This window comes from Bacillus sp. FSL K6-2431 (genome assembly GCF_038005165.1).
GTDB lineage: Bacteria > Bacillota > Bacilli > Bacillales > Bacillaceae > Bacillus > Bacillus pumilus.
Genome location: NZ_JBBOSQ010000001.1, coordinates 1,426,006 through 1,447,689, shown reverse-complemented (window position 1 = coordinate 1,447,689; position 21,684 = coordinate 1,426,006). Strand labels below are relative to the sequence as shown.

The window sequence follows — 21,684 nt, the reverse complement described above, 5'->3', positions numbered from 1 at the left end:
ATGACGATCAAACGCGCATTAATCAGTGTTTCTGATAAAACGAATCTTGTACCTTTTGTGAAAGAATTAACAGAACTTGGTGTTGAAGTCATTTCAACTGGAGGTACTCATAAGCTTCTTCAAGAAAATGGCATTGATGTCATTGGGATTTCTGAAGTCACTGGATTCCCTGAAATCATGGACGGACGACTCAAAACGCTTCACCCGAACATTCATGGTGGATTATTGGCAGTGAGAGAAAACGATGAGCATATGGCACAGATTGAAAAGCATGGCATTCAGCCGATTGATCTTGTTGTCGTGAATCTCTATCCTTTCAAAGAGACGATCTCAAAAGACGATGTAACGTATGAAGAAGCAATTGAAAACATTGATATTGGCGGACCGGGAATGCTTCGTGCGGCATCGAAAAACCACCAAGACGTCACAGTGATTGTCGATCCTCGTGATTATGATACAGTCGTTCAGCAAATCAAAGAAGGCGGCGTGTCACTTGAGAAAAAACGTGAGCTTGCGGCGAAGGTATTCCGTCATACAGCTGCTTACGATGCCCTCATTGCAGATTATTTAACGAACTTTGTTGGCGAAACAGAGCCAGAGCAGTTCACCGTCACGTTTGAGAAAAAACAATCCCTTCGTTATGGAGAAAATCCGCACCAAGCGGCGACTTTCTATGAAAATGCACTTCCAAGCAAAGGCTCTTTGGCAACAGCTACACAGTTACATGGAAAAGAGCTTTCCTACAACAATATTAAAGATGCAGATGCAGCTCTTCAAATCGTACGTGAATTTACGGAGCCAGCGGCTGTAGCTGTAAAACATATGAACCCATGCGGCGTTGGTACAGGAGAAACGATTGCAGAAGCGTTTGACCGTGCATTCAAAGCAGATGAAACCTCTATTTTTGGCGGCATTGTGGCGCTTAACCGTGAAGTTGACAAGCAAACGGCTGAGGTGCTCCATACGATTTTCTTAGAAATCGTCATCGCTCCATCGTTTAGCCAAGAAGCGCTTGACGTGTTAACAGCGAAAAAGAACCTTCGTCTATTAACATTAGATGTAGAAGCAGATCTTGAGAAAAAAGAAAAGCAGCTGACAAGTGTTCATGGCGGACTGCTCGTGCAGGATATTGATACGTATGGCTTAGAGGAAGCAACGATCTCTATTCCAACGAAAAGAGAACCTACAGAAGACGAATGGAAAGACTTAAAGCTTGCTTGGAAAGTCGTCAAGCATGTGAAATCAAATGCGATTGTCCTTGCAAAAGATCAAATGACAGCAGGGATCGGCGCTGGTCAGATGAACCGCGTGGGCTCAGCAAATATTGCGATTGAGCAAGCAGGTGAAAAAGCGAAAGGAAGCGCACTAGGCTCTGATGCATTCTTCCCGATGGGCGATACAGTGGAAGCTGCTGCAAAGGCAGGCGTCACAGCAATCATCCAGCCAGGTGGTTCCATTCGTGATGAAGAATCAATCCAAAAAGCAGATGAATACGGCATCGCCATGGTCTTCACTGGCGTTAGACATTTCAAACATTAAGGGGATGACAGTGTGAACGTATTAATTATCGGCAGAGGCGGAAGAGAGCATACCATCGCATGGAAAGTGAACCAAAGTGAACTTGTCAGCCAAGTATTTGTCGCACCTGGCAATGATGGAATGGCAGACGCTGCGAAGCTTGTACCGATCGACGAAGGTGATCATGAGGCATTAATTCGTTTTGCAAAAGACAATGAAATCGGCTTAACGATTGTCGGTCCAGAGGTTCCTTTAATTGCAGGTGTCGTCGATGCATTTGAAGAGGCAGGTCTAAAGGTATTTGGACCAAATGCAAAAGCCGCAGTCATTGAAGGCTCAAAGGAATTTGCAAAAGACTTAATGAAAAATTATGAGATCCCGACCGCCGCTTATGCCACTTTTACATCGTTTGAAGAAGCGAAGGCATATGTGGAAGAAAAGGGTGCGCCGATTGTCATTAAAGCAGATGGTCTCGCAGCAGGAAAAGGCGTGACAGTTGCGATGACACTTGAAGAGGCGATCAACTGTCTGCACGATTTTTTAGAGGATGAAAAGTTTGGCGATGCAAGTGCATCGGTCGTCATCGAGGAATTTTTAACAGGTGAGGAATTTTCATTGATGGCCTTTGTCAATGGAGAAAAGGTGTACCCAATGGTGATCGCGCAAGATCACAAACGGGCATTTGAAGATGACAAAGGACCGAATACCGGCGGAATGGGCGCTTATTCACCAGTTCCACAAATTTCAGATGAAGTCGTCCAAAAAGCGGTGGAAGATGTCGTCAAACCGGCGGCTCGTGCCATGGTGCAGGAGGAGCGTCCGTTTACAGGCATTTTATATGCAGGCTTAATGCTAACACCAGAAGGCTCAAAGGTCATTGAGTTCAATGCACGCTTCGGCGACCCTGAAACGCAGGTGGTTCTTCCTCGTCTTGAATCAGATCTAGTTCAAGTCTTCCTCGACATTCTAGATGGAAAAGATGTGGACTTGCAGTGGAAAGACACTGCCGCTGTCAGTGTCGTTCTTGCTTCAGAAGGATACCCGGAGGACTATGCAAAAGGCACACCGATCGGTACTTTGCAAACAACGGTCTCTGATGTCGTGACCTTCCACGCAGGAACAAAAAAAGAAAACGACCAATTCGTCACAAATGGCGGCCGTGTAGCAAATGTGACGGCATTTGACGACACATTTGAAGCGGCAAGATCAAGAGTGTATGAAGCGGTTGAAGAAATCATTCAGCCAGGTCTATTTTATCGCCGTGACATCGGTGCCCGTGCGCTTAAGGCTGCGGGGAAAACCGTTTAATCAAAACACCTTTCTATCTGATGAGATGGAAAGGTGTTTTTTGTTCATGAGAAGGGATGCCGATTGAAAATGAAGAAGTAGTATGGGATCACGAATAGATATCGGGAGGAAACATGGAAATCAAAGCATTTATTATCTTTGCAATCGTCATACTTATTTTATTTCTCATAACTATAAATAACATCATGTTGATTGCCATTAAGCACAATAAAATGAAAAAGGCTTCAGCCATTAGTTATATGATACTTTCAATTTTTTCTGGCATCGCTATTTCGTCATTTCTAATTTGGACATTCTTTATTAAATAATTCATTAGAGAGGAATGAGTGTATGGTGCAATTGAAGAAACTTGCAAATGAGCGTTTTTCTGCCTTGATCTGTATTGATTCATTTAATGAACGAATCCGTTTAGATGATTATAGCGGCAGGGTGCGGGATGTCATTCCATCCGTTCTTCAGGAAGCGGCGGACTGTAAGGCTTCTAAGGTCATTGTGAAAGTAAGACGTGAGCATGTGCCGCTTTTTTTAGAAAAAGGCTTTCGGCTTGAAGGGGTGTTTTCTCATTATTTTCTTGGAAGTGACGCTTACGGTATGTCGCTTTTTCTCACTGAGGATCGAATGAACAGTTCGTATTGGCTGGAGGAGGATGAGATCGTCGCATCCATTCAAGCAAAAGAAATCAAAAAAGACCAAGGCACATGGCAGAATGAGTATGTGATAAGGAAAGCCGATCCGAAAGATATTCCTAGACTGGCAAAGCTCTATGATACCGTCTTTGAAACGTACCCTACGCCAATGAACGAGTCAGATTATATTCAAAAGGTAATGGAGGAAGGGACAATTTTTTATGTTGTTGAACATGACGGACACATTGTGAGTGCAGCATCCGCTGAAATCAATGCGCCGTATGGTCATGCAGAATTAACAGATTGTGCGACCCTTCCTTCCTATAGAAAACTAGGATTCATGCATCATTTAATTCTAGCCCTTGAAAAGGAACTCCAGTCGATGCATATCTATGTCTTTTATTCTCTTGCCCGTGCACTGTCCTATGGAATGAATCAAGTGTTTTATCAGCTTGGTTATACATATACCGGGCGCTTTCAAAACAACTGCTATATTTTTGACAAAATTGAAGATATGAATCTATGGGTCAAAACACCAAATGAATCATGAAATGGTTCTCATCTGATCAAGCAGACCAGATAGGCGGTATGCCATGATACTGAGCTGCAGCTTCATCCGATCATCAGTGGATTTGAGGCTGCAGCCTGTTCTCGTTTCAATTTGTTTCAGCCGGTAGCTTAACGTATGTCTGTGAATAAATAATTCTCCCGCAGATTTTTGAATATTTTCATTGTGCGCCAAATACACTTCGAGTGTATGGATCAGGTCAGCCCCTTGTTTTTTCGTATAAAGCAAAGGACTTAACAGCTCCACGTAAAAATCATGCAAATTCATACCGGCTTCATTCATTTCAAGAAGCATCCCATATAAGCCGAGCTTTTGATAATGAATGATGCTTTCGTCTGTTTTTAAAAGCGGAAGAAGCCTTGCTGCATACTGCGCTTCCTTCGCGCTTTTAGAAAAGAGACTGATCTGGTCATAGGCTCTCCCAATACCAATGACAATCGGGTGGACGGGGAAAAAATAAGACCAAGTGCTCCGGCATTCCTCTGCTGCGCGATACCACTCCGCTTCTTGAAACGCTTTTTTTCCTGCTGGTGTTAGGACAAAAATGGAATCGAGCCTTGTCTTTAGTAAAAATGGAATATGTCTGCGTTCAAAGATCGAGGTGAGTAATTGCGATAGACGCTGCATCATTTGGTGATCGAGCTGTGTGTGCTGATGCTGAAATTGAAAGTAGATCACTACCTGCTCCTCGCTCATATCATATTGCAGCTTTGTTGCTTGTTCGACCACGTAGCTTTCTTCTGTATATTGCTGCTGCAAAATATCATCTAACAAATGTCCCTGCATTTGGTTTTCTGTATCTTGAATGGCTTTTTGCTTCAGCCATTCAATCGCATACACGGCCCCGGCATGCTCGATCGCAATCGCGTCGAGATGATGCCACGTATCCTTTTTCTTTAAAGACACAATAAATCCAAAAATATCACCCATCGCAATCACCGGACATGCGGCGAGGACAAATGCTCCGCACGTGTCATAAACGAGCCGCCCTTTCTCCTCTGCCTGCTTGAGAAGGGGCATGGTTTCAATTGGTTCATGATCTGTCAGAAAGCCAAAAGCAGGAGAGTACGTCACTTCATCTTTTATGAGATGAGCCGCTGTTTGATGTAAAAAGACATCAAGAACGACAATGTTCGCTACAGTGAGATGTGCCAGTTCCTCTGTAATTTGCGTCACATTTTTATTCCTTACATTTAATTGGGTCAGTCTTTGATGAATCGCGGATGAATATTTAAGCTGATGAAGCTGGCTGCTCACGATTTGTTCTAAGACGGCTTTTGTAATGTCCGAGAAATTGATGTGCGGGGGAATCTCGATGAGCGGAATGCCGCTATTTTTCGCCGCTTGAATGAGTGATGCTGGAATGTCGCTTAAGTATACACCTTTATAAATAGCGATGGCTGATAGCCTTTTAGATTGAATCAATTCTTCAAGCCGGTCGCGTCTTTCTTGATTGTCTGCGAGTCCAAATCCGGTTGTGACGAGCAATTCTCCTTCGGAAAGCCTCGACGTGTCTTCGATGATTTCCACGATGGTCACCCATTGAATGAGTCGGTCCAGTCCATTTTCTCCAGCGAGCAGCTTTGTTCCCTTCATGATATCGAGCGAAAGTGCATCTTTGACGAGAATCGCCATAGACTCATGACCTCCTTTTGAACACTCTTATACACGATGTATAAAAAATGCGTCTGAAATTCGGGCATGTGGCGAATGGAGGATGACTGCCCTCTTGATTAAGCTAATCTTATAACAAGTATACAAAATTTTCTTGCGATTCATGAAAAAGAAAGAGGCAGCTGCTGACGAGAGAGGGAGGAATGGCAAAGTGGAGACCCGGGATTACTTAATCAAACCGATGTTGAATCAGCATTATCCTGTGGCTGTGAAAGGAGAGGGAATTTATTTATATGATCGGGACGGAAAAAAATATATAGACGGCTCATCGGGGGCTGTCACGGCAAGTATTGGACATGGCATACGTGAAATCGTTGATGCCATGACCGAGCAAGCGGAAAAAGTGAGCTTTACGTACAGATCACAATTCACAAATGAACCAGCAGAAGAACTTGCTTATGAATTGAGTACGCTTTGTCCAGGTAACCTGAACTGGTCTTTTTTTGTCGGAAGCGGATCAGAGGCAACGGAAACGGCTATGAAAATTGCAATTCAGCATTGGCAGGAGCAAGGAAAGGCTGAGAAGAATCACATTATCTCACGATGGATGAGTTATCACGGCATCACCCTCGGTGCACTGTCGATGTCCGGACATATTGCAAGGAGAGAGCGCTTTGAACCATTGCTCGAAAAGAACCCAGTGCTGTCTCCGCCATATAGCTATCGTTCATGGCTGCCGAAGGAAGAGGGCAAGCAAGTCGAATGGTATGTCCAGGAATTTAAAACCGTCATTCAGCGTATAGGAAAAGAGAGGATTGCCGCTTTTATTGCAGAGCCGATTGTTGGAGCATCGGGAGCGGCGCTTGTACCGCCAGATGGATATTTTGATGCAATGAAGCGTGTCTGTGAGGAAAACGATATTTTAATGATTGCAGACGAAGTCATGACAGGCTTTGGACGAACTGGGAAAATGTTTGCGATGGAGCATTGGGGCGTTGTACCAGATATTATGGTTCTCGGCAAAGGGATGAGTGCTGGCTATTCACCGATTGCGGCAGCCGTCTCAGCGGATCATGTCATCGCACCAATTCTGAGCGGTTCCGGCTCTGTGATGGCAGGTCACACCTATAGCGGCAACCCGCTTTCAGCAGCCGTCTCACTGGCTGTCATTCGATATATGAAAAAACATCAGCTTCCTGAACGAGCGGATCTGTCTGGCCGCTATTTAATGAATGCTTTAAAGGATGTGCAAACAAACCATTTCATCATAGGAGATGTGAGAGGAAAGGGACTGCTCATCGGCATTGAGTTTGTCGCAGACCGTTTATCGAAAACACCATTTCCTGCCCATGCTCAAATGACGCATTTAGTCGTTGAGACAGCGAAGCAAAATGGCTTGCTCGTTTACCCAGCAAGCGCTGGAGAGGATGGAGTGGGAGGTGCAGCGGTCATGATCGCTCCGCCGCTTTCTATCACGCAGCAGGAGATGGATGAACTCATTCAATTATTTGAGCAGACAATCACGCAGGTCGAACAAGAAGTCATCAACCGAGGGTTTTTCCCATCTGCGATGTAGGGAGGAAAGATGATGAACAAAACAGTGAATGTAGATGAAGTGATCACGCATTTTAGGGACGGCATGACCATCATGTTTGGCGGATTTGGCGGCGTAGGGTCCCCGCCATCATTGATCGATGCCATCCTAGAAGCCAATATCAAAGATCTGACATTGATCGGAAACGATGCAGGCTTCCCGCAAATAGGTGTTGGCCGGCTGATCACAGAAGGAAGAGTCAAGAAGATCATTGCTTCTCATATTGGCTCAAATCCAATAGCCGGACAGAAAATGCAATCAGGTACACTAGATGTTCATTTTTACCCGCAGGGCATTCTAGCAGAAAAAATACGAGCAGGCGGGATGGGCTTGGCAGGCATTGTAACAGATGTCGGCATGGATAGCCTCAATCTTGATGAGAAGCAGCTCGTGCCACTAAACGGAAAGACATATATCCTTGAACCTGCGCTGACAGCGGATATTGCCATTGTGAATGCATTCAAAGCAGATGAAGCAGGAAATCTGATATTTGATAAAAGTGCACGGAATACAAACCCGATTGTGGCGATGGCAGGAGACTGGACCATTGCGGAAGTGGAAGAGATTGTGCCTGTAGGTAGTCTTCATCCAGAAGAAATCGTGACACCAGGCGTATTTGTGAACCAGATCGTGCAATCAAAAGGAGTGAACTGGACATGGGCATGGGAGACAACGATATAAGACACCGCATAGCCAAACGGGCGGCGCAGGAAATTGAAGATGGCATGATCGTCAATCTTGGGATCGGCATCCCAACCCTTGCGGCTGATTACATTCCAGCGCATTACAACGTATGGCTTCATGCAGAAAACGGCATTATGGGGGCAGGCGCCTCACCAGCACAAGGAGAAGAAGATTCGAACTTGTGCAATGCCGGTGGTTTTCCTATTACGTTAACAAAAGGCGGCTCATACATGGACAGCACGACTGCTTTTGGCATCATTCGAAAAGGCATGCTGGATATGACCATTTTAGGTGCACTTGAAGTAAGCAGTCAGGGTGATCTTGCGAATTGGATTGTGCCAGGCAAACGAGTACCCGGGATGGGCGGAGCGATTGAGCTTGCGCAAAAGGCGAAAAAGGTTGTGGTGGTGATGAGCCACCTCGATAAACACGGTGAATCAAAGGTGAAATCTGCCTGCACACTGCCCTTAACTGCTAAGTCTTGTGTGGATCTGATTATAACGGATATGGCAGTCATTGAGGTCAAATCGCAGCTGCTCATTTTACGTGAAGTCATGCCGCCGTATCAGCCGGAAGATGTCATAAGGGCGACAGAGGCACCTTTAATTTTAGCGCCTGATGTCAAATCTGTTGTGTAGAAAGGATGAATGACTTGCAGCCAATCACACGTATCAGAAGCTGGATGAGAGAGCACCAAGATGAAGCGATTGCGCTTCTTCAGCAAATGGTGCAATGTGAGAGCACCCAAGGGAATGAACAAGGTGTGCAGCAAATCGTAGCAAATAAGCTGTCTGCCATTGGTTTTGATGTAGATGTATGGGACATTGGCGGAGAAGACTTGCTAGAACACCCGTATTTCTATTCCCCGAGACGTTCCTTTAAAGGAAGTCCCAATGTCGCCGGACGATTGAAGGGAAAAGGGGGCGGCAAATCCATTTTATTAAATGGGCACGTCGATGTTGTGCCAGCAGGAGATACGAAACAATGGACATATCCGCCCTACAGCGGGCATATCATAAACGGGAGACTTTATGGACGCGGGGCAACAGATATGAAAGGCGGAAACGTTTCTTTACTCTTTGCACTAGAGGCACTGCATGCACTACAGATTCCGCTGAAAGGAGATGTCGTGTTTCATAGTGTCGTCGAAGAAGAGAGCGGCGGTGCAGGCACCCTTGCAGCCATACTGAGAGGGTATACAGCAGATGCGGCCATCATTCCAGAACCAAGTCATATGAAAATCTTTCCGATTCAGCAGGGATCTAAGTGGTTCAGACTGCATATTAAAGGAAGGGCGGCTCATGGCGGAACAAGATATCACGGCGTTTCCGCTATTGAAAAAAGTATGATCGTTCTTTCACATATAGCAGCACTTGAAGAAGAACGAAATCAGCGCATCACCGAGCCGTTATTTCAGCATATCCCGATTCCAATCCCCATCAACATAGGGAAAATTCAAGGCGGTGATTGGCCGTCCTCTGTAGCAGATCTGGTCACAATGGAGGGAAGACTTGGTGTGATGCCAGGTGAGACGGTTGAGCAGGCAGAGAAGGAACTAGAAAATTGGATGATGGGACTTGGGGAAAAGGATGAATGGTTCAAAGAGCATCCTGTTGAGGTCGAATGGTTTGGGGCAAGATGGCTTCCAGGCTCAATTGATACGGATCATCTACTTTTAGGTCTATTGAAGGAACAATATGAAGCGGTCAAGAAGGAGCCGCCAAAGATCGAAGCCGCTCCTTGGGGAACAGACGGCGGATTACTGTCACAGGCGGCAGGTATCCCGATCATCGTCTTCGGACCTGGAACAACGGAGCTTGCCCATTTCCCGAATGAATCCATCGACATTGAGCATGTGATTGAAGCCGCGGAAATTATCGCAGGTACGATGGTGGAATGGTGTGAAGCAGCGGAGTGATATGAAAACGATCACAAAAAAAGAAGGCTGTCTCACTCAGCCTTCTCTTTATGTGTGTCTTGCTGCTCACACATATACGTCACTGGACAAAAACGAAGAATGCCAGATGCCAGTTTCATTCCGCCGAACATGATGCTGAAAAGAAGCATTTTACTCCATGGTTTTCTAGCATATAAAGAACCAGCTACAGTACATATTGTCATTCCACAGGCAATTCGAATGAGCGCTTCCATTAAGCCGAGATTAGGTTTCATTGAAGGTAAATCTCCTTTTTTAAATATTTTAAGTGTGATTTCAAGAAATTGTAACGTTTCATTAATGCGTAACGTGGTTCGTTATGTTACGATAGGGCTAATACAAATGAAGGAGAGTATGTGAATGTCCGAACGTACTTTTAATTGGAGAAACAATGACATCCGCACACAAATCGATGTAGTCGACTCAAAAATAGTTCCAACACTCCTTTTAACGAATGGACTCGTGCTAAACCCGTTTTTAAAACAATGGGTGAAAGCAAATATTTGGATACATGATGATCGAATTGTTTATGTCGGAGCAGAGCTTCCTCAAAATAAATCAGCTAAACGTGTGATTGATTGTGAAGGGAAATACATTGTGCCTGGGTATATAGAGCCTCACGCGCACCCGTTCCATATTTATAATCCCCAATCACTTGCAGAATATGTGTCTCAATTTGGCACAACAACGATGGTCAGTGATAACTTATTTCTTCTTTTGCAGAGCAATGAAAAGAAAGCGCTTTCCACTCTGTGTGAATTAAAACAGCAGCCATTTCAGTATTTCTGGTGGTCTAGATATGATCTTCAAACTGAAGTCAGATATGAAGATGAAATGCTTCCTATCAACTACCGGAAGGAATGGATTGATCATCCTGATGTCCTTCAAGGCGGCGAATTAACAAGCTGGCCAAGATTGATGGACGGTGATGATCTCATTTTATATTGCATGCAAGAAACGAAGAAGCAGCGGAAACGAATTGAAGGGCATTTCCCCGGAGCATCTGAGAAAACGCTAACAAAAATGAAGCTGTTTGGCGCGGACAGCGATCATGAAGCGATGAATGCAGACGATGTGCTAAAGCGCTTGTCCCTTGGCTACCATGTCTCACTTCGTCATTCTTCCATCCGCCCAGATTTAGTGAACATATTAAGAGAGCTGCACGAGCGTGATTTTAGACACTATGATCACTTCTTCTATACAACAGATGGGGCAGCGCCTCATTTTTATGAGGAGGGTATGATTAATCGTTTGATTTCAATTGCCCTTGAAGAAGGCGTGCCTATCATCGATGCATACAATATGGCGACCTTTAACATTGCGAAATACTATCAAATTGATGACCTATTAGGTGTTGTCGGTCCAGGACGTCTGGCTTCATTGAATGTGTTAGATGATCCAATGAATCCAAATCCGGAAACGGTGATATCTAAAGGGGTTATCCTCAAATTAGATGGAGAGAACCAGCATCAATTTCAAGAAACTAAATGGGAAAATGGCGGGCTTGTTCCATTAGATTTAGGCTATGATCTGACGACGAGTGATTTGCAATTTTCCATGCCGCTAGGTGTCAAAATGAGAAATGCTGTCATCATGGAGCCTTATACAGTGGAGATTGATAACTCTGTGAACCAGCTGTCATGTGATCATGATCAAAGTTTCTTTAGCCTGATTGACCGAAAAGGCGAGTGGCGTGTGAATACGATGCTCAAAGGCTTTGCAAACAAAGTGCAAGGGTTTGTCAGCTCATTTTCGCTCACGGGTGACATTTTAGTGATCGGGAAAAATAAAGAAGATATGATGCTGGCACATAAGCGAATGAAAGAAATCGGCGGGGGGATCGTCCTCACAGAGAACGGGAAAATTTTGCACGAAATCCCGCTGCAATTATCAGGCTGTGCCTCTGCTGAACCGTTTGAGACAGTTCTTCAGCAAATACAAACCTTGCGTGAGCTGCTCATTGAGCGAGGCTATCCATTTGATTGCCCAATTGATACACTTGTCTTTTTCCAAAGTACCCATTTGCCGTATATTCGAGTGACACCAAGAGGAATATTTGATGTCATGAAAAAAACTGTACTCTTTCCGTCTATAATGCGTTAAAATATAACAGAGTGGAGCTGTATCATCTTTGCCACATTTCTGACAACTGTTATAGGGCAGACGTGAGCAATGGATCTCTTCACTGCCATGTAAGTGAAAATACTTATGTGGAGTTGTTGAAGCAGAGGGCTTTGACATGACGAGTGAAATGGCCTGATTGAAAAATGAATCTGTCGGTTACGCTGGCCGACCAACATATTTTGAATAATTGAGCGAGGCGGGGCGCATGTTTGTGGTCTCGCCGAGCTTTCCGCACAACCTGTATTTTTAGGGCAGACCTAATCAAGCAGAAGTGATCTTGATATCGGAAGCAAACAAGTTTGTCAGATTGTCGAACAAGGAAAATGACAGAACTTGTCGATTTTGTATACGATAAAGAAGCTTCGGCTTACGAAAGAACTGACGGCATTTCCAGCGTATAACCAAACCTGTCATGATTCGTTCAAAGCTCATTGCTGAGGTTGAAAAAAATAGTCAGGAAAGATACCGCTTTCTCCGCAGAATGTCGTGCGAAGCGGTGCCAATAGTAAAGGAGAAGATGTATAAAGATGCAAATTGATAAATTAAGGGGCAAAAGCTTAGATCAGTTATTCAACTCCATCTTATCCCTTAAAGACCTGGAAGAATGCTATCGATTCTTTGATGATTTGTGTACCATCAATGAAATCCAATCTTTATCACAGCGTCTTGAAGTAGCACGTATGCTTCGCGAGGGGAACACGTATCATAAAATTGAGACGGAAACAGGTGCGAGCACTGCAACCATCTCACGTGTCAAACGCTGCTTGAACTACGGAAATGATGCCTACACAATGGCACTTGACCGCGTAGCAGAACAGCAGGCAAATGACGAAACAAAATAAAGCAGCTTTCACTGTAAACAATCCTTTTCAACAAGAATGGTGTTGTTTACAGTTTTTTTATGAAGAGCGCTGAAAAGACAAGCAAGGACTGGCTTGAAAGAAGCAACAAACGTGTCATTTAACCGAATAACTTTATCAGAAGGTTGTGGAGAAGAAAAAATGAGATTCAATGCTTTGATTCCAGAGTTATCTGTAACAGATATCGAAAAGTCTAAATGGTTCTATATAGAATTGCTTGGTTTTAAATTGGAATATGAGCGTGAAGACGATAAATTTATATTTGTTTCGTTGGAAGAGGAAACACAAATGATGTTAGAAGAAATCAATGGCCATTGGGACACTGGGGAGTTAAAACACCCATTTGGACGGGGAATCAATTTTCAAATAGACATTAAAGACGTACAGCCTGTCATTGACCGTTTAAGAAAGCAAAACATTACACTATTCAGAGAGCCAACTGTTAGCAAATATAAAAGTAATGATACTACGTTTATACAAAAGGAATTTCTTGTTCAAGATCCTGATGGATATTTACTTAGGTTCTCGCAAGAAATGGCAGGTTAACATGAAAGTCTCTTCCAGAATAGGCCGCGATTGTTGAATAAGTAAAATTAAGAGTGGCTGCGGCTACTCTTTTTTATTTTGAGATACATGAGTACAGATACAAAAAATTGACTATTGCCGAAAAGGACAACGGTTATTTTTAAATTTGTGTTACTGCCATTCCCTTTGAATGTTTCTCGCTTCGGAAAGAGGCAGCCAACTCTGATCATCATCATGTCTATTGAAAAAGTCTTTAACATAGGAATCTCCTTTAAACACAATGATTTGTGATCCCCATCATTCAGTGGCATCTACTACAACCACGACACGATATACTTCTCCATCAATTGGCTTCAAATCAATGAGATGTTCAGCTCTATTTATCAGTGTCTGGATGGACAATCGCTTGATTTTTTGAGGTGTTTTGTTTGTACAAATAAAATCATAAGCAACTGGTAGAGGAAGATGCCAATACCCTTGTTCAATATCTGCCGGGAACTCTCGTGTACTTTCCTCAATTCTTGTCACCATCTCATTCGTCTTCCGTTTCATCCCGCGAACCTTTTTCTCACGCATCCTCCATCTCTCCACTTCCTGGTCATTTGCCCTAAGTTCTTTATACGCGATTGAGCCAAAATGTCAATTGAAAAAAAGGTGCAAAAACGCACCTTTCTCAAACTAGACGGATGGCTGTGTCCCTGTAAAAATAGGCACTTCACTTGTCTGACCATTTTCTTGTCTATAGACAATATGTTTCTCATTAAAATGAATGGGAGATTCAATACCAGCGGCTGCGGATAAGTTAAACAAGCCTTCTCTTAGAGAAAGGATATAATTGCAGACTCGGTATTTCTTTTCTTCAATTGATAAACCCTTTTGCAGTTTTGGATCAGTTGTGGCGACCCCGACTGGGCATTTATTCGTGTGGCACACTTGGGCGCGAATGCATCCGACTGAAAACATGAGTCCCCGTGCGATATTGACAAAGTCAGCACCCATGGAAAGGGCAATTGCAATTTTATCTGGTGAGAGAAGTTTGCCAGAAGCAAAGAGTTTGACCTGATCTCTGACACCGTATTCCTTCAATATTTGATGAACCATTGGGAGTGCCGTGAAAATCGGCAGCCCTGCGGAATCTGCCAATTCATGAAAAGATGCGCCAGTGCCGCCTTCTCCGCCATCCACTGTAATGAAATCAGGGTGCTTTCCGCTTTTTTTCATGTACGTTGCAAGCTCTTCAATGTTTTCTTTATGTCCGACCACAAGCTTGATGCCGACAGGCTTTCCGCCTATACTTCGCAGCTGTTCAATGAAATCAAACATATCCGGAATGGAGTGGAACATCTCAAATCGGTTTGGGCTGTCAATGGATTGATGGGGCGGCAATTTACGGATGTTCGCAATTTCTTCGGTGACCTTTTCGCCGTCAATATGACCGCCGCGTGTTTTAGCTCCTTGTGCTAGCTTCAGCTCAAAGGCTTTGACTTCCTCATGCTCGCTTTTTTTCTTAAATTCTTCAAAGGAAAAAGCGCCATCTTCTGTTCTCACGCCGAATAGACCGGGCCCAATCTGGCATATGATATCGGCTCCGCCTTTGAGATGATAGGGAGAAAGCCCGCCTTCACCTGTGTTCATCCACGTACCGCCAGCCATTTTTAATCCCGAGGATAGTGCTGTAATGGCCCTGTCGCCTAAAGAGCCGTAGCTCATGGCAGACTGCCCAATCAGGCCTTTTACACGGAATGGCTTTTGACATGTGTGCTCGCCTATCACTTGTATATCGTCTTGATGGAGATAGTAAGGTTTTGCTTCGACCTCTTTGGTATGTTCACTTCTTCGTAGTAAATTGTCTTGATCAATCTGATACACTTTTGTTTGGATTTTTTCAGATTGATCGATGCGTAACTCATCTCGCTGCTTTGGAAATAGAACATTGCGAATGTAGTAACCAGGCTTGTCAAAATCACGTTTTGATCCAAAGCCCATCGTCCGGCTTTTGTACTTCCCAGACATGACAGCTTGCTCGTATTCTCTTCTTGAGAAAGGAAGCTCCTCGCGATCATTCAGAAACAGATATTGACGAAGCTCAGGTCCTATTTTTTCAAAAATAAACCGCAGCTTTCCAATGACCGGATAATTTCGCAGGACAGAATGCTCTTCCTGTTTTTCATCTCTCATCCAAATCCAGATGAATAAAATGATTGGTATGATGAAACAAATCACTAATAGTGCGCCAACAATGACAATGAAAGTTGTTGTCACGAAGATCCCCTCTTTTCTCTATCATTGTTGTTGTTATTCCACTTTTCATTGAAAGAGAAACCACTTCAACATATTGTGACGTTTAGAAATGAAAAGCCGGGGTAACTTACAAATAAGATCATAAGGGGAGGGAACATACATGAATAAGCGTCCGAATGCGTATGTACTTGCAGGATTAGGGGTTGGTGGTGCAGTGTTATTAGCAGTGAAAAATAAACAGCATCTCAAAAAATGGGCAAGCATGTTCCGCTCAGATGAAAAGATTCCTGAAAAAGCCGGACACCCTGATCCATTAGATATTCAAGACAACAAGATGGTCGATGAAGGGGCCATGACATCCGTCCATTATTTCAATGAAGTGAGACAATAGCTTGGAAAAACCGTTTTGACCATTCAAAACGGTTTTTTCTTGTCTTTCTTTTGACGTTATATCGATGAGGATCGACAATCGTAAAACCGATTAGCCCTTTGTGATCAGGCGTCGAGAAATGAAATTCAATGCCTGATAAATGATAGGTTGAGAGAACGTCCTGATCTGTAAAACGTAAAGAAAGCTCGTCCTCATACACGGGTGCATGCTTTAAAACTTCGGCTTCTTCTGCAAATAACTCCAGACCAGCTACTCGTCCCTCTTTGTCGATATCTGCGTTCATACATTCATTCACATTTAATTCAATGGTTTCTTTGATTGTCCCGATTCCCACAGGCAGGAGATAGATGTATCCGATGTTGATCGTTTGATCATATGTGATGGTTCTTTTCATGTGGGTCACCTACTTTATGTATGGTTTTTTGATCAATAGTAAAATGTGCCTTTATTGTATAATAACATGTGGTGATACAAAGCTCTTCTATCAGTGAACGGTCAAAGATCATCCCTCTCAGCTCCTAGATGTTTTCAGCATTCTAACCGAAAGTCACGCACCCCATTTTCAAAAGAATGAAACTTTTAGCTGAAGGAGGTTACCCATTTTTTGCGGTCACTGATTTTGTTATAATATTTAAATGGAATGAAACGAATGGAGGAACGTTTTTCATGTATGATGTTACCGAGTGGAAGCATGTCTTTAAACTCGATCCAAATAAAGAAATATCCGATGAACAGCTAGAGGCAATTTGCGAATCTGGTACGGATGCTATATTGATTGGCGGCAGTGACAATGTGACAGAGGACAACGTGCTTCAATTGATGTCAAAGGTCCGCCGGTTTCTTGTGCCATGTGTACTCGAAATCTCAACACATGAAATGATTGTGCCGGGCTTCGATCTGTATTTCATCCCGACTGTCTTAAACAGTTCTCATCCTGATTGGATTGTTGGGCTTCACAAGGATGCGATGAAGGAATTCGGTGATTTGATGTCGATGGAAGAGATCGTGCCTGAAGGCTATGTTATTTTAAATGAAGAGTGTAAAGCGGCCAAGCTCACAGAGGCAAATACAGCACTGGACATCGATGACGTAAGAGCATATGCAAGAGTGGCAGAGCATTTGATGAAGCTGCCCATTTTTTATCTAGAATACAGCGGAACGCTTGGAGATATAGAGCTTGTGAAAGAAACGAAAGCAGTGCTTTCTGATACGGTTCTTTTTTATGGCGGGGGCATTGAAAACGCAAAGCAGGCGGAAGATTTTGCGCAGCATGCGGACGTGGTTGTTGTAGGAAACGTCATTTATGACAATTTCAAAGAAGCATTAAAGACAGTGAGCGCAGTCAAAAAGTCATCATAGTCAAACAAGACGAAAAGGGTTAAAATAGAACATAAGTTCGAATTGGCGGTGAATGAAATGAATGAAATATCGAATCATCTATTAGAAGGGCTAAATGACGCGCAAAAAGAAGCGGTCAAAGCAACAGACGGTCCGCTACTCTTGATGGCAGGAGCAGGAAGCGGGAAAACGCGGGTGCTCACACACCGAATTGCCTACTTAATGGCAGAAAAGCATGTGGCTCCGTGGAACATTTTAGCGATTACGTTTACAAATAAAGCAGCACGTGAAATGCGTGAGCGTGTCCAAGCCATTTTAGGACCTGGTGCGGATGACATTTGGATCTCTACGTTCCACAGCATGTGTGTGCGTATTTTACGACGCGATATTGACCGTATTGGTGTAAATCGCAACTTCTCTATATTAGACACATCTGATCAGCTTTCAGTCATTAAAAACATTTTAAAAGAACGAAATATCGATCCTAAAAAGTTCGATCCTCGCAGCATTTTAGGATCAATCAGCAGTGCAAAAAATGAACTCATTGACGCAGAGGAATACGCCAAAACAGCCAGTGATTTCTATGATCAAGTGGTTAGCGACGTCTACACAGATTACCAAAAGCGATTACTTAAGAACCAATCACTCGATTTTGATGATCTTATTATGATGACGATTCGTCTGTTTGAGCGCATCCCTGAAGTATTAGAACACTATCAGCGAAAATTTCAATACATTCATGTCGATGAGTATCAAGATACGAACAGAGCGCAGTACATGCTTGTGAAACTGCTTGCTCAGCGTTTTCAAAATATATGTGTGGTCGGTGACTCGGATCAGTCCATCTACCGCTGGCGCGGAGCGGATATTACAAACATTCTCTCCTTTGAAAAAGATTATCCATCCAGTGAAGTGATTCTGCTTGAGCAAAATTACAGATCGACGAAACGTATACTGAATGCCGCAAACACGGTGATTCAAAACAATTCAAACCGTAAGCCGAAAAACCTTTGGACAGAAAATGATGAAGGGGCGAAGATTGCCTATTACCGTGCAGATAATGAATTCGGCGAGGGTCAATTTGTTGCTGGAAAGATTCATCAGCTTCATCAGAGCGGTAAGCGTAAATTATCCGATTTTGCGATTCTTTATCGGACCAATGCCCAGTCTCGTGTCATAGAGGAAACATTATTGAAGTCAAACATTCAATACAACATTGTCGGCGGCACAAAGTTCTATGACAGAAAAGAGATCAAGGACATTTTGGCGTACTTACGCCTAGTAGCTAACCCAGATGACGACATTAGCTTTGCACGAATTGTGAACGTACCAAAGCGCGGAATCGGTGCGACATCTGTTGATAAAATCGCAGCATACGCGGAGATGAATGACCTGTCTATGTTTGAAGCGCTTGGTCAGGTAGATTTCATTGGACTCAGTGCAAGGGCAGCCAATGCACTTGATGAATTCAAACAGCTCATTGATCAAATGACAAATATGCAGGATTATTTATCTGTCACAGAACTAACAGAAGAAATTTTAGAGAAAACAGGCTATCGTGAAGCACTAAAGGTTGAAAAAACGATTGAGGCACAGAGCCGTCTAGAAAATATTGACGAGTTTCTCTCTGTGACTAAGAACTTTGAAGAACAAAATGAAGACAAGTCCCTTGTGACCTTCCTGACAGATCTCGCTCTTGTCGCAGACATTGATAAGCTGGATGAGAATGAGGAAGAAGATCAAGATGCGGTCATTTTAATGACGCTTCACGCCGCAAAAGGTCTAGAATTCCCGGTTGTCTTCTTAATGGGCATGGAGGAAGGTGTCTTCCCGCACAGCCGCTCATTAATGGAAGATGCAGAGATGGAAGAAGAGCGCCGCCTTGCTTATGTAGGCATCACACGGGCGGAAGAAGAGCTTTATTTATCAAGTGCCAAGATGAGAACACTCTTCGGCCGGACAAACATGAACCTTGAATCAAGATTCATTCGAGAAATACCAGCCGATTTATTGGACAACCTAAATGAGAAAAAAGAAACGAAAACACCATTTGGCCAAACTAGAGAAAGACCACAAAGACGGGGACCTGTCTCACGTCCGCAAACTCAAACCATTCAAAACACAGGCGGCGGAAGTATTGGCTGGGCTGTGGGCGATAAAGCGGCTCATAAAAAATGGGGCGTTGGAACGGTTGTGAGCGTAAAAGGCAGTGGAGACAGCACGGAGCTTGATATTGCTTTCCCAAGCCCTACAGGCATTAAGCGTCTTCTCGCAGCATTTGCGCCAATTGAGAAGCAATAAACCGATAGGACATATAAAACGGATGAATTGAAAGGAAGAAGCAGATGGATAAAGAAGCAGCGAAACGCCGGATCGAGGAACTGCACCAGATTTTGAACCAATACAACTACGAATATCATACACTGGATCGTCCAAGTGTTCCTGATGCTGAATATGATGCGCGGATGCGTGAGCTGATCTCTTTAGAGGAAGAGCACCCTGATTTAAAAGCAGCGGATTCTCCCTCACAAAGAGTCGGAGGCGCTGTGTTAGACGCCTTCCAAAAAGTGCGCCACGGCACACCGATGCTCAGCCTCGGGAATGCGTTTAATGAACATGACCTTCTTGATTTTGACCGCAGGGTTCGTCAAGCAGTCGGTGACGATATTGCATACAATGTCGAGCTGAAAATTGACGGACTCGCTGTTTCTCTCCGTTATGAAAATGGCCTGTTTGTCCGAGGTGCCACACGTGGAGATGGGACAACGGGTGAGGATATTACAGAAAACCTCAAAACCATTCGATCCATCCCGCTCAAAATCAAACGTCCTTTGTCAATTGAAGTGAGAGGCGAGGCATTTATGCCAAAACCTTCTTTTGAAGCATTAAACGAAAAAAGATTACAAAACGAAGAAGAGCCGTTTGCGAACCCGCGTAATGCGGCGGCAGGCTCGCTTCGTCAGCTTGATACGAAAATTGCGGCGAAACGAAACCTTGATATCTTCGTCTACAGTATAGCGGAGCTTGATGAAATTGGTGTTGAATCGCAAAGCGAAGGACTTGATCTTCTCGACGAACTTGGCTTTAAAACAAACAAAGAAAGACGGATGTGCCAAACGATTGAGGAAGTGATCGAGCTCATTGAAACACTAAAAACGAAGCGTGCCGACTTTTCATATGAAATCGATGGAATTGTGATCAAAGTCGATTCGTTAGCTCAGCAAGAAGAGCTCGGCTTTACAGCAAAAAGTCCCCGCTGGGCTGTTGCGTACAAGTTTCCAGCTGAAGAGGTGGTGACAAAGCTGCTTGATATTGAACTAAGTGTCGGGCGTACAGGTGTCATCACACCAACGGCGATCCTTGAGCCTGTCAAAGTAGCAGGAACGACAGTGCAGCGAGCTTCCCTTCATAATGAAGATTTGATCAAAGAAAAGGATATTCGCCTTTTTGATCAAGTGATTGTGAAAAAAGCGGGCGATATTATTCCGGAAGTCGCAGGTGTACTGATCGATCAGCGTACAGGAGAAGAAAAGCCGTTTCACATGCCGACTGAATGCCCAGAGTGTCATAGTGAGCTGGTGAGAATTGAAGGCGAAGTGGCTTTGCGTTGCATCAATCCAGAATGCCCTGCCCAAATACGTGAGGGACTCATTCACTTTGTTTCCCGCAATGCAATGAACATTGATGGGCTTGGCGAGCGGGTCATTACACAGTTTTTCCAAGAACAGCTTGTCTCTCGTGTGTCTGATCTTTACCGATTAACGAAAGAAGAGCTCATTCAGCTTGAGCGAATGGGCGAAAAATCTGTCGACAATTTACTGCGTTCGATTGAGCAATCGAAAGAAAACTCTCTAGAGCGTTTACTATTTGGACTCGGTATACGATTTATTGGCTCTAAAGCGGCGAAGACCTTGGCGATGCATTTCGGTGATATCGATCAATTAAAGCAAGCGACGAAAGAACAATTACTCGAAGTCGATGAAATCGGTGAAAAAATGGCTGATGCTGTCGTCACGTACTTTGAGAAAGAAGAAATACTCAATCTGCTAAATGAACTAAAAGAGCTTGGGGTTAATATGACCTACACAGGACCAAAACCGGTGAAGGTTGAAGAAAGTGATTCCTATTTTGCAGGCAAAACCATTGTGCTGACAGGGAAATTAGAAGAAATGGCTCGAAACGATGCAAAAGCAGCGATCGAAGCACTAGGCGGTAAACTGGCAGGTAGTGTGAGTAAGAAAACAGATTTAGTCATAGCCGGAGAAGCAGCGGGAAGTAAGCTGACAAAGGCAGAAGAACTCAATATAGAAATTTGGGACGAAGCTAAAATGCTCGAGGAGCTAAAGAAATAAGAGGA

18 protein-coding genes and 1 pseudogene are annotated in these 21,684 nt (G+C 43.8%); 14 read left to right on the top strand and 5 right to left on the bottom strand.

Annotated elements, in window-relative coordinates:
* From purH to ablB, 3 genes are all read left to right on the top strand, one after another.
* Positions 1-1,539: a bifunctional phosphoribosylaminoimidazolecarboxamide formyltransferase/IMP cyclohydrolase gene (gene purH / locus MHH40_RS07195; RefSeq protein ID WP_003214148.1), complete on the top strand. Its 1,539-nt coding sequence runs from the start codon at positions 1-3 to the stop codon at positions 1,537-1,539.
* A gap of 12 nt (positions 1,540-1,551) precedes the next feature.
* Positions 1,552-2,826 (top strand): phosphoribosylamine--glycine ligase, encoded by a 1,275-nt coding sequence (gene purD, locus MHH40_RS07190; protein ID WP_251191439.1) that lies wholly within the window; start codon positions 1,552-1,554, stop codon positions 2,824-2,826.
* A gap of 330 nt (positions 2,827-3,156) precedes the next feature.
* Entirely contained in the window at positions 3,157-4,002 is an 846-nt protein-coding gene (gene ablB / locus MHH40_RS07185) for a putative beta-lysine N-acetyltransferase (RefSeq protein ID WP_268458150.1), read from the top strand.
* Here ablB and MHH40_RS07180 read toward each other — a convergent pair.
* Entirely contained in the window at positions 3,997-5,655 is a 1,659-nt protein-coding gene (locus MHH40_RS07180; protein ID WP_340900828.1) for a PucR family transcriptional regulator, read from the bottom strand. The genes ablB and MHH40_RS07180 overlap by 6 nt on opposite strands.
* Before the next feature lie 190 nt (positions 5,656-5,845).
* Here MHH40_RS07180 and MHH40_RS07175 point away from each other — a divergent pair, with 190 nt between their 5' ends.
* Genes MHH40_RS07175 through MHH40_RS07160 form a run of 4 tightly spaced genes read left to right on the top strand, consistent with a single transcriptional unit; the run spans position 5,846 to position 9,830 of the window.
* Complete coding sequence (locus MHH40_RS07175; protein WP_212046328.1) at positions 5,846-7,210, top strand: aspartate aminotransferase family protein; 1,365 nt, start codon at positions 5,846-5,848, stop codon at positions 7,208-7,210.
* A 12-nt stretch (positions 7,211-7,222) separates the two neighbouring features.
* On the top strand, positions 7,223-7,909 hold the full coding sequence (locus tag MHH40_RS07170) for a CoA transferase subunit A (RefSeq protein ID WP_050945719.1): 687 nt from the start codon (positions 7,223-7,225) through the stop codon (positions 7,907-7,909).
* Positions 7,885-8,550, top strand: a complete 666-nt coding sequence (locus MHH40_RS07165; RefSeq protein WP_050945720.1) for a 3-oxoacid CoA-transferase subunit B — start codon at positions 7,885-7,887, stop codon at positions 8,548-8,550. Before MHH40_RS07170 ends, MHH40_RS07165 begins: the two co-directional genes overlap by 25 nt.
* A 14-nt stretch (positions 8,551-8,564) precedes the next feature.
* Positions 8,565-9,830, top strand: coding sequence for a peptidase (locus MHH40_RS07160; RefSeq protein WP_113386802.1), 1,266 nt, complete (start codon positions 8,565-8,567; stop codon positions 9,828-9,830).
* 32 nt (positions 9,831-9,862) lie between these two features.
* Here MHH40_RS07160 and MHH40_RS07155 read toward each other — a convergent pair whose 3' ends face one another.
* Positions 9,863-10,084 (bottom strand): YgaP family membrane protein, encoded by a 222-nt coding sequence (locus MHH40_RS07155; protein WP_034320223.1) that lies wholly within the window; start codon positions 10,082-10,084, stop codon positions 9,863-9,865.
* 124 nt (positions 10,085-10,208) lie between these two features.
* Here MHH40_RS07155 and MHH40_RS07150 point away from each other — a divergent pair, with 124 nt between their 5' ends.
* The 3 genes from MHH40_RS07150 to MHH40_RS07140 all read left to right on the top strand — a co-directional run bounded on the left by MHH40_RS07150 (position 10,209) and on the right by MHH40_RS07140 (position 13,378).
* Entirely contained in the window at positions 10,209-11,951 is a 1,743-nt protein-coding gene (locus MHH40_RS07150) for an adenine deaminase C-terminal domain-containing protein (RefSeq protein ID WP_003214450.1), read from the top strand.
* A 548-nt stretch (positions 11,952-12,499) separates the two neighbouring features.
* A complete protein-coding gene (locus MHH40_RS07145) occupies positions 12,500-12,814 on the top strand; it encodes a YerC/YecD family TrpR-related protein (RefSeq protein ID WP_003214053.1) in 315 nt (104 codons plus the stop codon).
* Positions 12,815-12,907: 93 nt separating this feature from the next.
* A complete protein-coding gene (locus MHH40_RS07140) occupies positions 12,908-13,378 on the top strand; it encodes a bleomycin resistance protein (protein ID WP_445661689.1) in 471 nt (156 codons plus the stop codon).
* Positions 13,379-13,528: 150 nt separating this feature from the next.
* On the opposite strand, the pseudogene MHH40_RS07135 reads toward MHH40_RS07140, so the two are convergent.
* Both MHH40_RS07135 and MHH40_RS07130 read right to left on the bottom strand, forming a co-directional pair.
* Positions 13,529-13,888, bottom strand: a pseudogene (locus MHH40_RS07135) (DUF3916 domain-containing protein).
* Positions 13,889-14,035: 147 nt separating this feature from the next.
* The gene (locus MHH40_RS07130; protein WP_137055439.1) at positions 14,036-15,619 is read right to left on the bottom strand and encodes an FMN-binding glutamate synthase family protein; all 1,584 of its coding nucleotides are present in this window, start codon (positions 15,617-15,619) and stop codon (positions 14,036-14,038) included.
* Between the two features lie 139 nt (positions 15,620-15,758).
* Here MHH40_RS07130 and MHH40_RS07125 point away from each other — a divergent pair, with 139 nt between their 5' ends.
* Positions 15,759-15,989: a hypothetical protein gene (locus tag MHH40_RS07125; RefSeq protein ID WP_003214314.1), complete on the top strand. Its 231-nt coding sequence runs from the start codon at positions 15,759-15,761 to the stop codon at positions 15,987-15,989.
* Here the strand turns inward: MHH40_RS07125 and MHH40_RS07120 are convergent.
* Positions 15,970-16,383 (bottom strand): DUF2283 domain-containing protein, encoded by a 414-nt coding sequence (locus MHH40_RS07120; RefSeq protein WP_335356186.1) that lies wholly within the window; start codon positions 16,381-16,383, stop codon positions 15,970-15,972. The genes MHH40_RS07125 and MHH40_RS07120 overlap by 20 nt on opposite strands.
* Positions 16,384-16,655: 272 nt before the next feature.
* Here MHH40_RS07120 and MHH40_RS07115 point away from each other — a divergent pair, with 272 nt between their 5' ends.
* From MHH40_RS07115 to ligA, 3 genes are read left to right on the top strand one after another with little or no spacing between them, the layout of a single operon-like run.
* Positions 16,656-17,348, top strand: a complete 693-nt coding sequence (locus MHH40_RS07115; RefSeq protein WP_041816135.1) for a heptaprenylglyceryl phosphate synthase — start codon at positions 16,656-16,658, stop codon at positions 17,346-17,348.
* A 57-nt stretch (positions 17,349-17,405) separates the two neighbouring features.
* On the top strand, positions 17,406-19,628 hold the full coding sequence (gene pcrA / locus MHH40_RS07110) for a DNA helicase PcrA (protein ID WP_050945726.1): 2,223 nt from the start codon (positions 17,406-17,408) through the stop codon (positions 19,626-19,628).
* 44 nt (positions 19,629-19,672) lie between these two features.
* The gene (ligA, locus tag MHH40_RS07105; RefSeq protein WP_340900823.1) at positions 19,673-21,679 is read left to right on the top strand and encodes an NAD-dependent DNA ligase LigA; all 2,007 of its coding nucleotides are present in this window, start codon (positions 19,673-19,675) and stop codon (positions 21,677-21,679) included.
* Positions 21,680-21,684 lie beyond the last annotated feature (5 nt).

Coding starts and splice junctions, on each gene's coding strand:
- purH (WP_003214148.1), top strand. CDS start 1: ATGACGATCAAACGCGCATTAATCAGTGTTTCTGATAAAACGAATCTT.
- ablB (WP_268458150.1), top strand. CDS start 3,157: ATGGTGCAATTGAAGAAACTTGCAAATGAGCGTTTTTCTGCCTTGATC.
- MHH40_RS07180 (WP_340900828.1), bottom strand. CDS start 5,655: ATGGCGATTCTCGTCAAAGATGCACTTTCGCTCGATATCATGAAGGGA.
- MHH40_RS07170 (WP_050945719.1), top strand. CDS start 7,223: ATGAACAAAACAGTGAATGTAGATGAAGTGATCACGCATTTTAGGGAC.
- MHH40_RS07165 (WP_050945720.1), top strand. CDS start 7,885: ATGGGCATGGGAGACAACGATATAAGACACCGCATAGCCAAACGGGCG.
- MHH40_RS07155 (WP_034320223.1), bottom strand. CDS start 10,084: ATGAAACCTAATCTCGGCTTAATGGAAGCGCTCATTCGAATTGCCTGT.
- MHH40_RS07150 (WP_003214450.1), top strand. CDS start 10,209: ATGTCCGAACGTACTTTTAATTGGAGAAACAATGACATCCGCACACAA.
- MHH40_RS07145 (WP_003214053.1), top strand. CDS start 12,500: ATGCAAATTGATAAATTAAGGGGCAAAAGCTTAGATCAGTTATTCAAC.
- MHH40_RS07125 (WP_003214314.1), top strand. CDS start 15,759: ATGAATAAGCGTCCGAATGCGTATGTACTTGCAGGATTAGGGGTTGGT.
- MHH40_RS07120 (WP_335356186.1), bottom strand. CDS start 16,383: ATGAAAAGAACCATCACATATGATCAAACGATCAACATCGGATACATC.
- MHH40_RS07115 (WP_041816135.1), top strand. CDS start 16,656: ATGTATGATGTTACCGAGTGGAAGCATGTCTTTAAACTCGATCCAAAT.
- pcrA (WP_050945726.1), top strand. CDS start 17,406: ATGAATGAAATATCGAATCATCTATTAGAAGGGCTAAATGACGCGCAA.
- ligA (WP_340900823.1), top strand. CDS start 19,673: ATGGATAAAGAAGCAGCGAAACGCCGGATCGAGGAACTGCACCAGATT.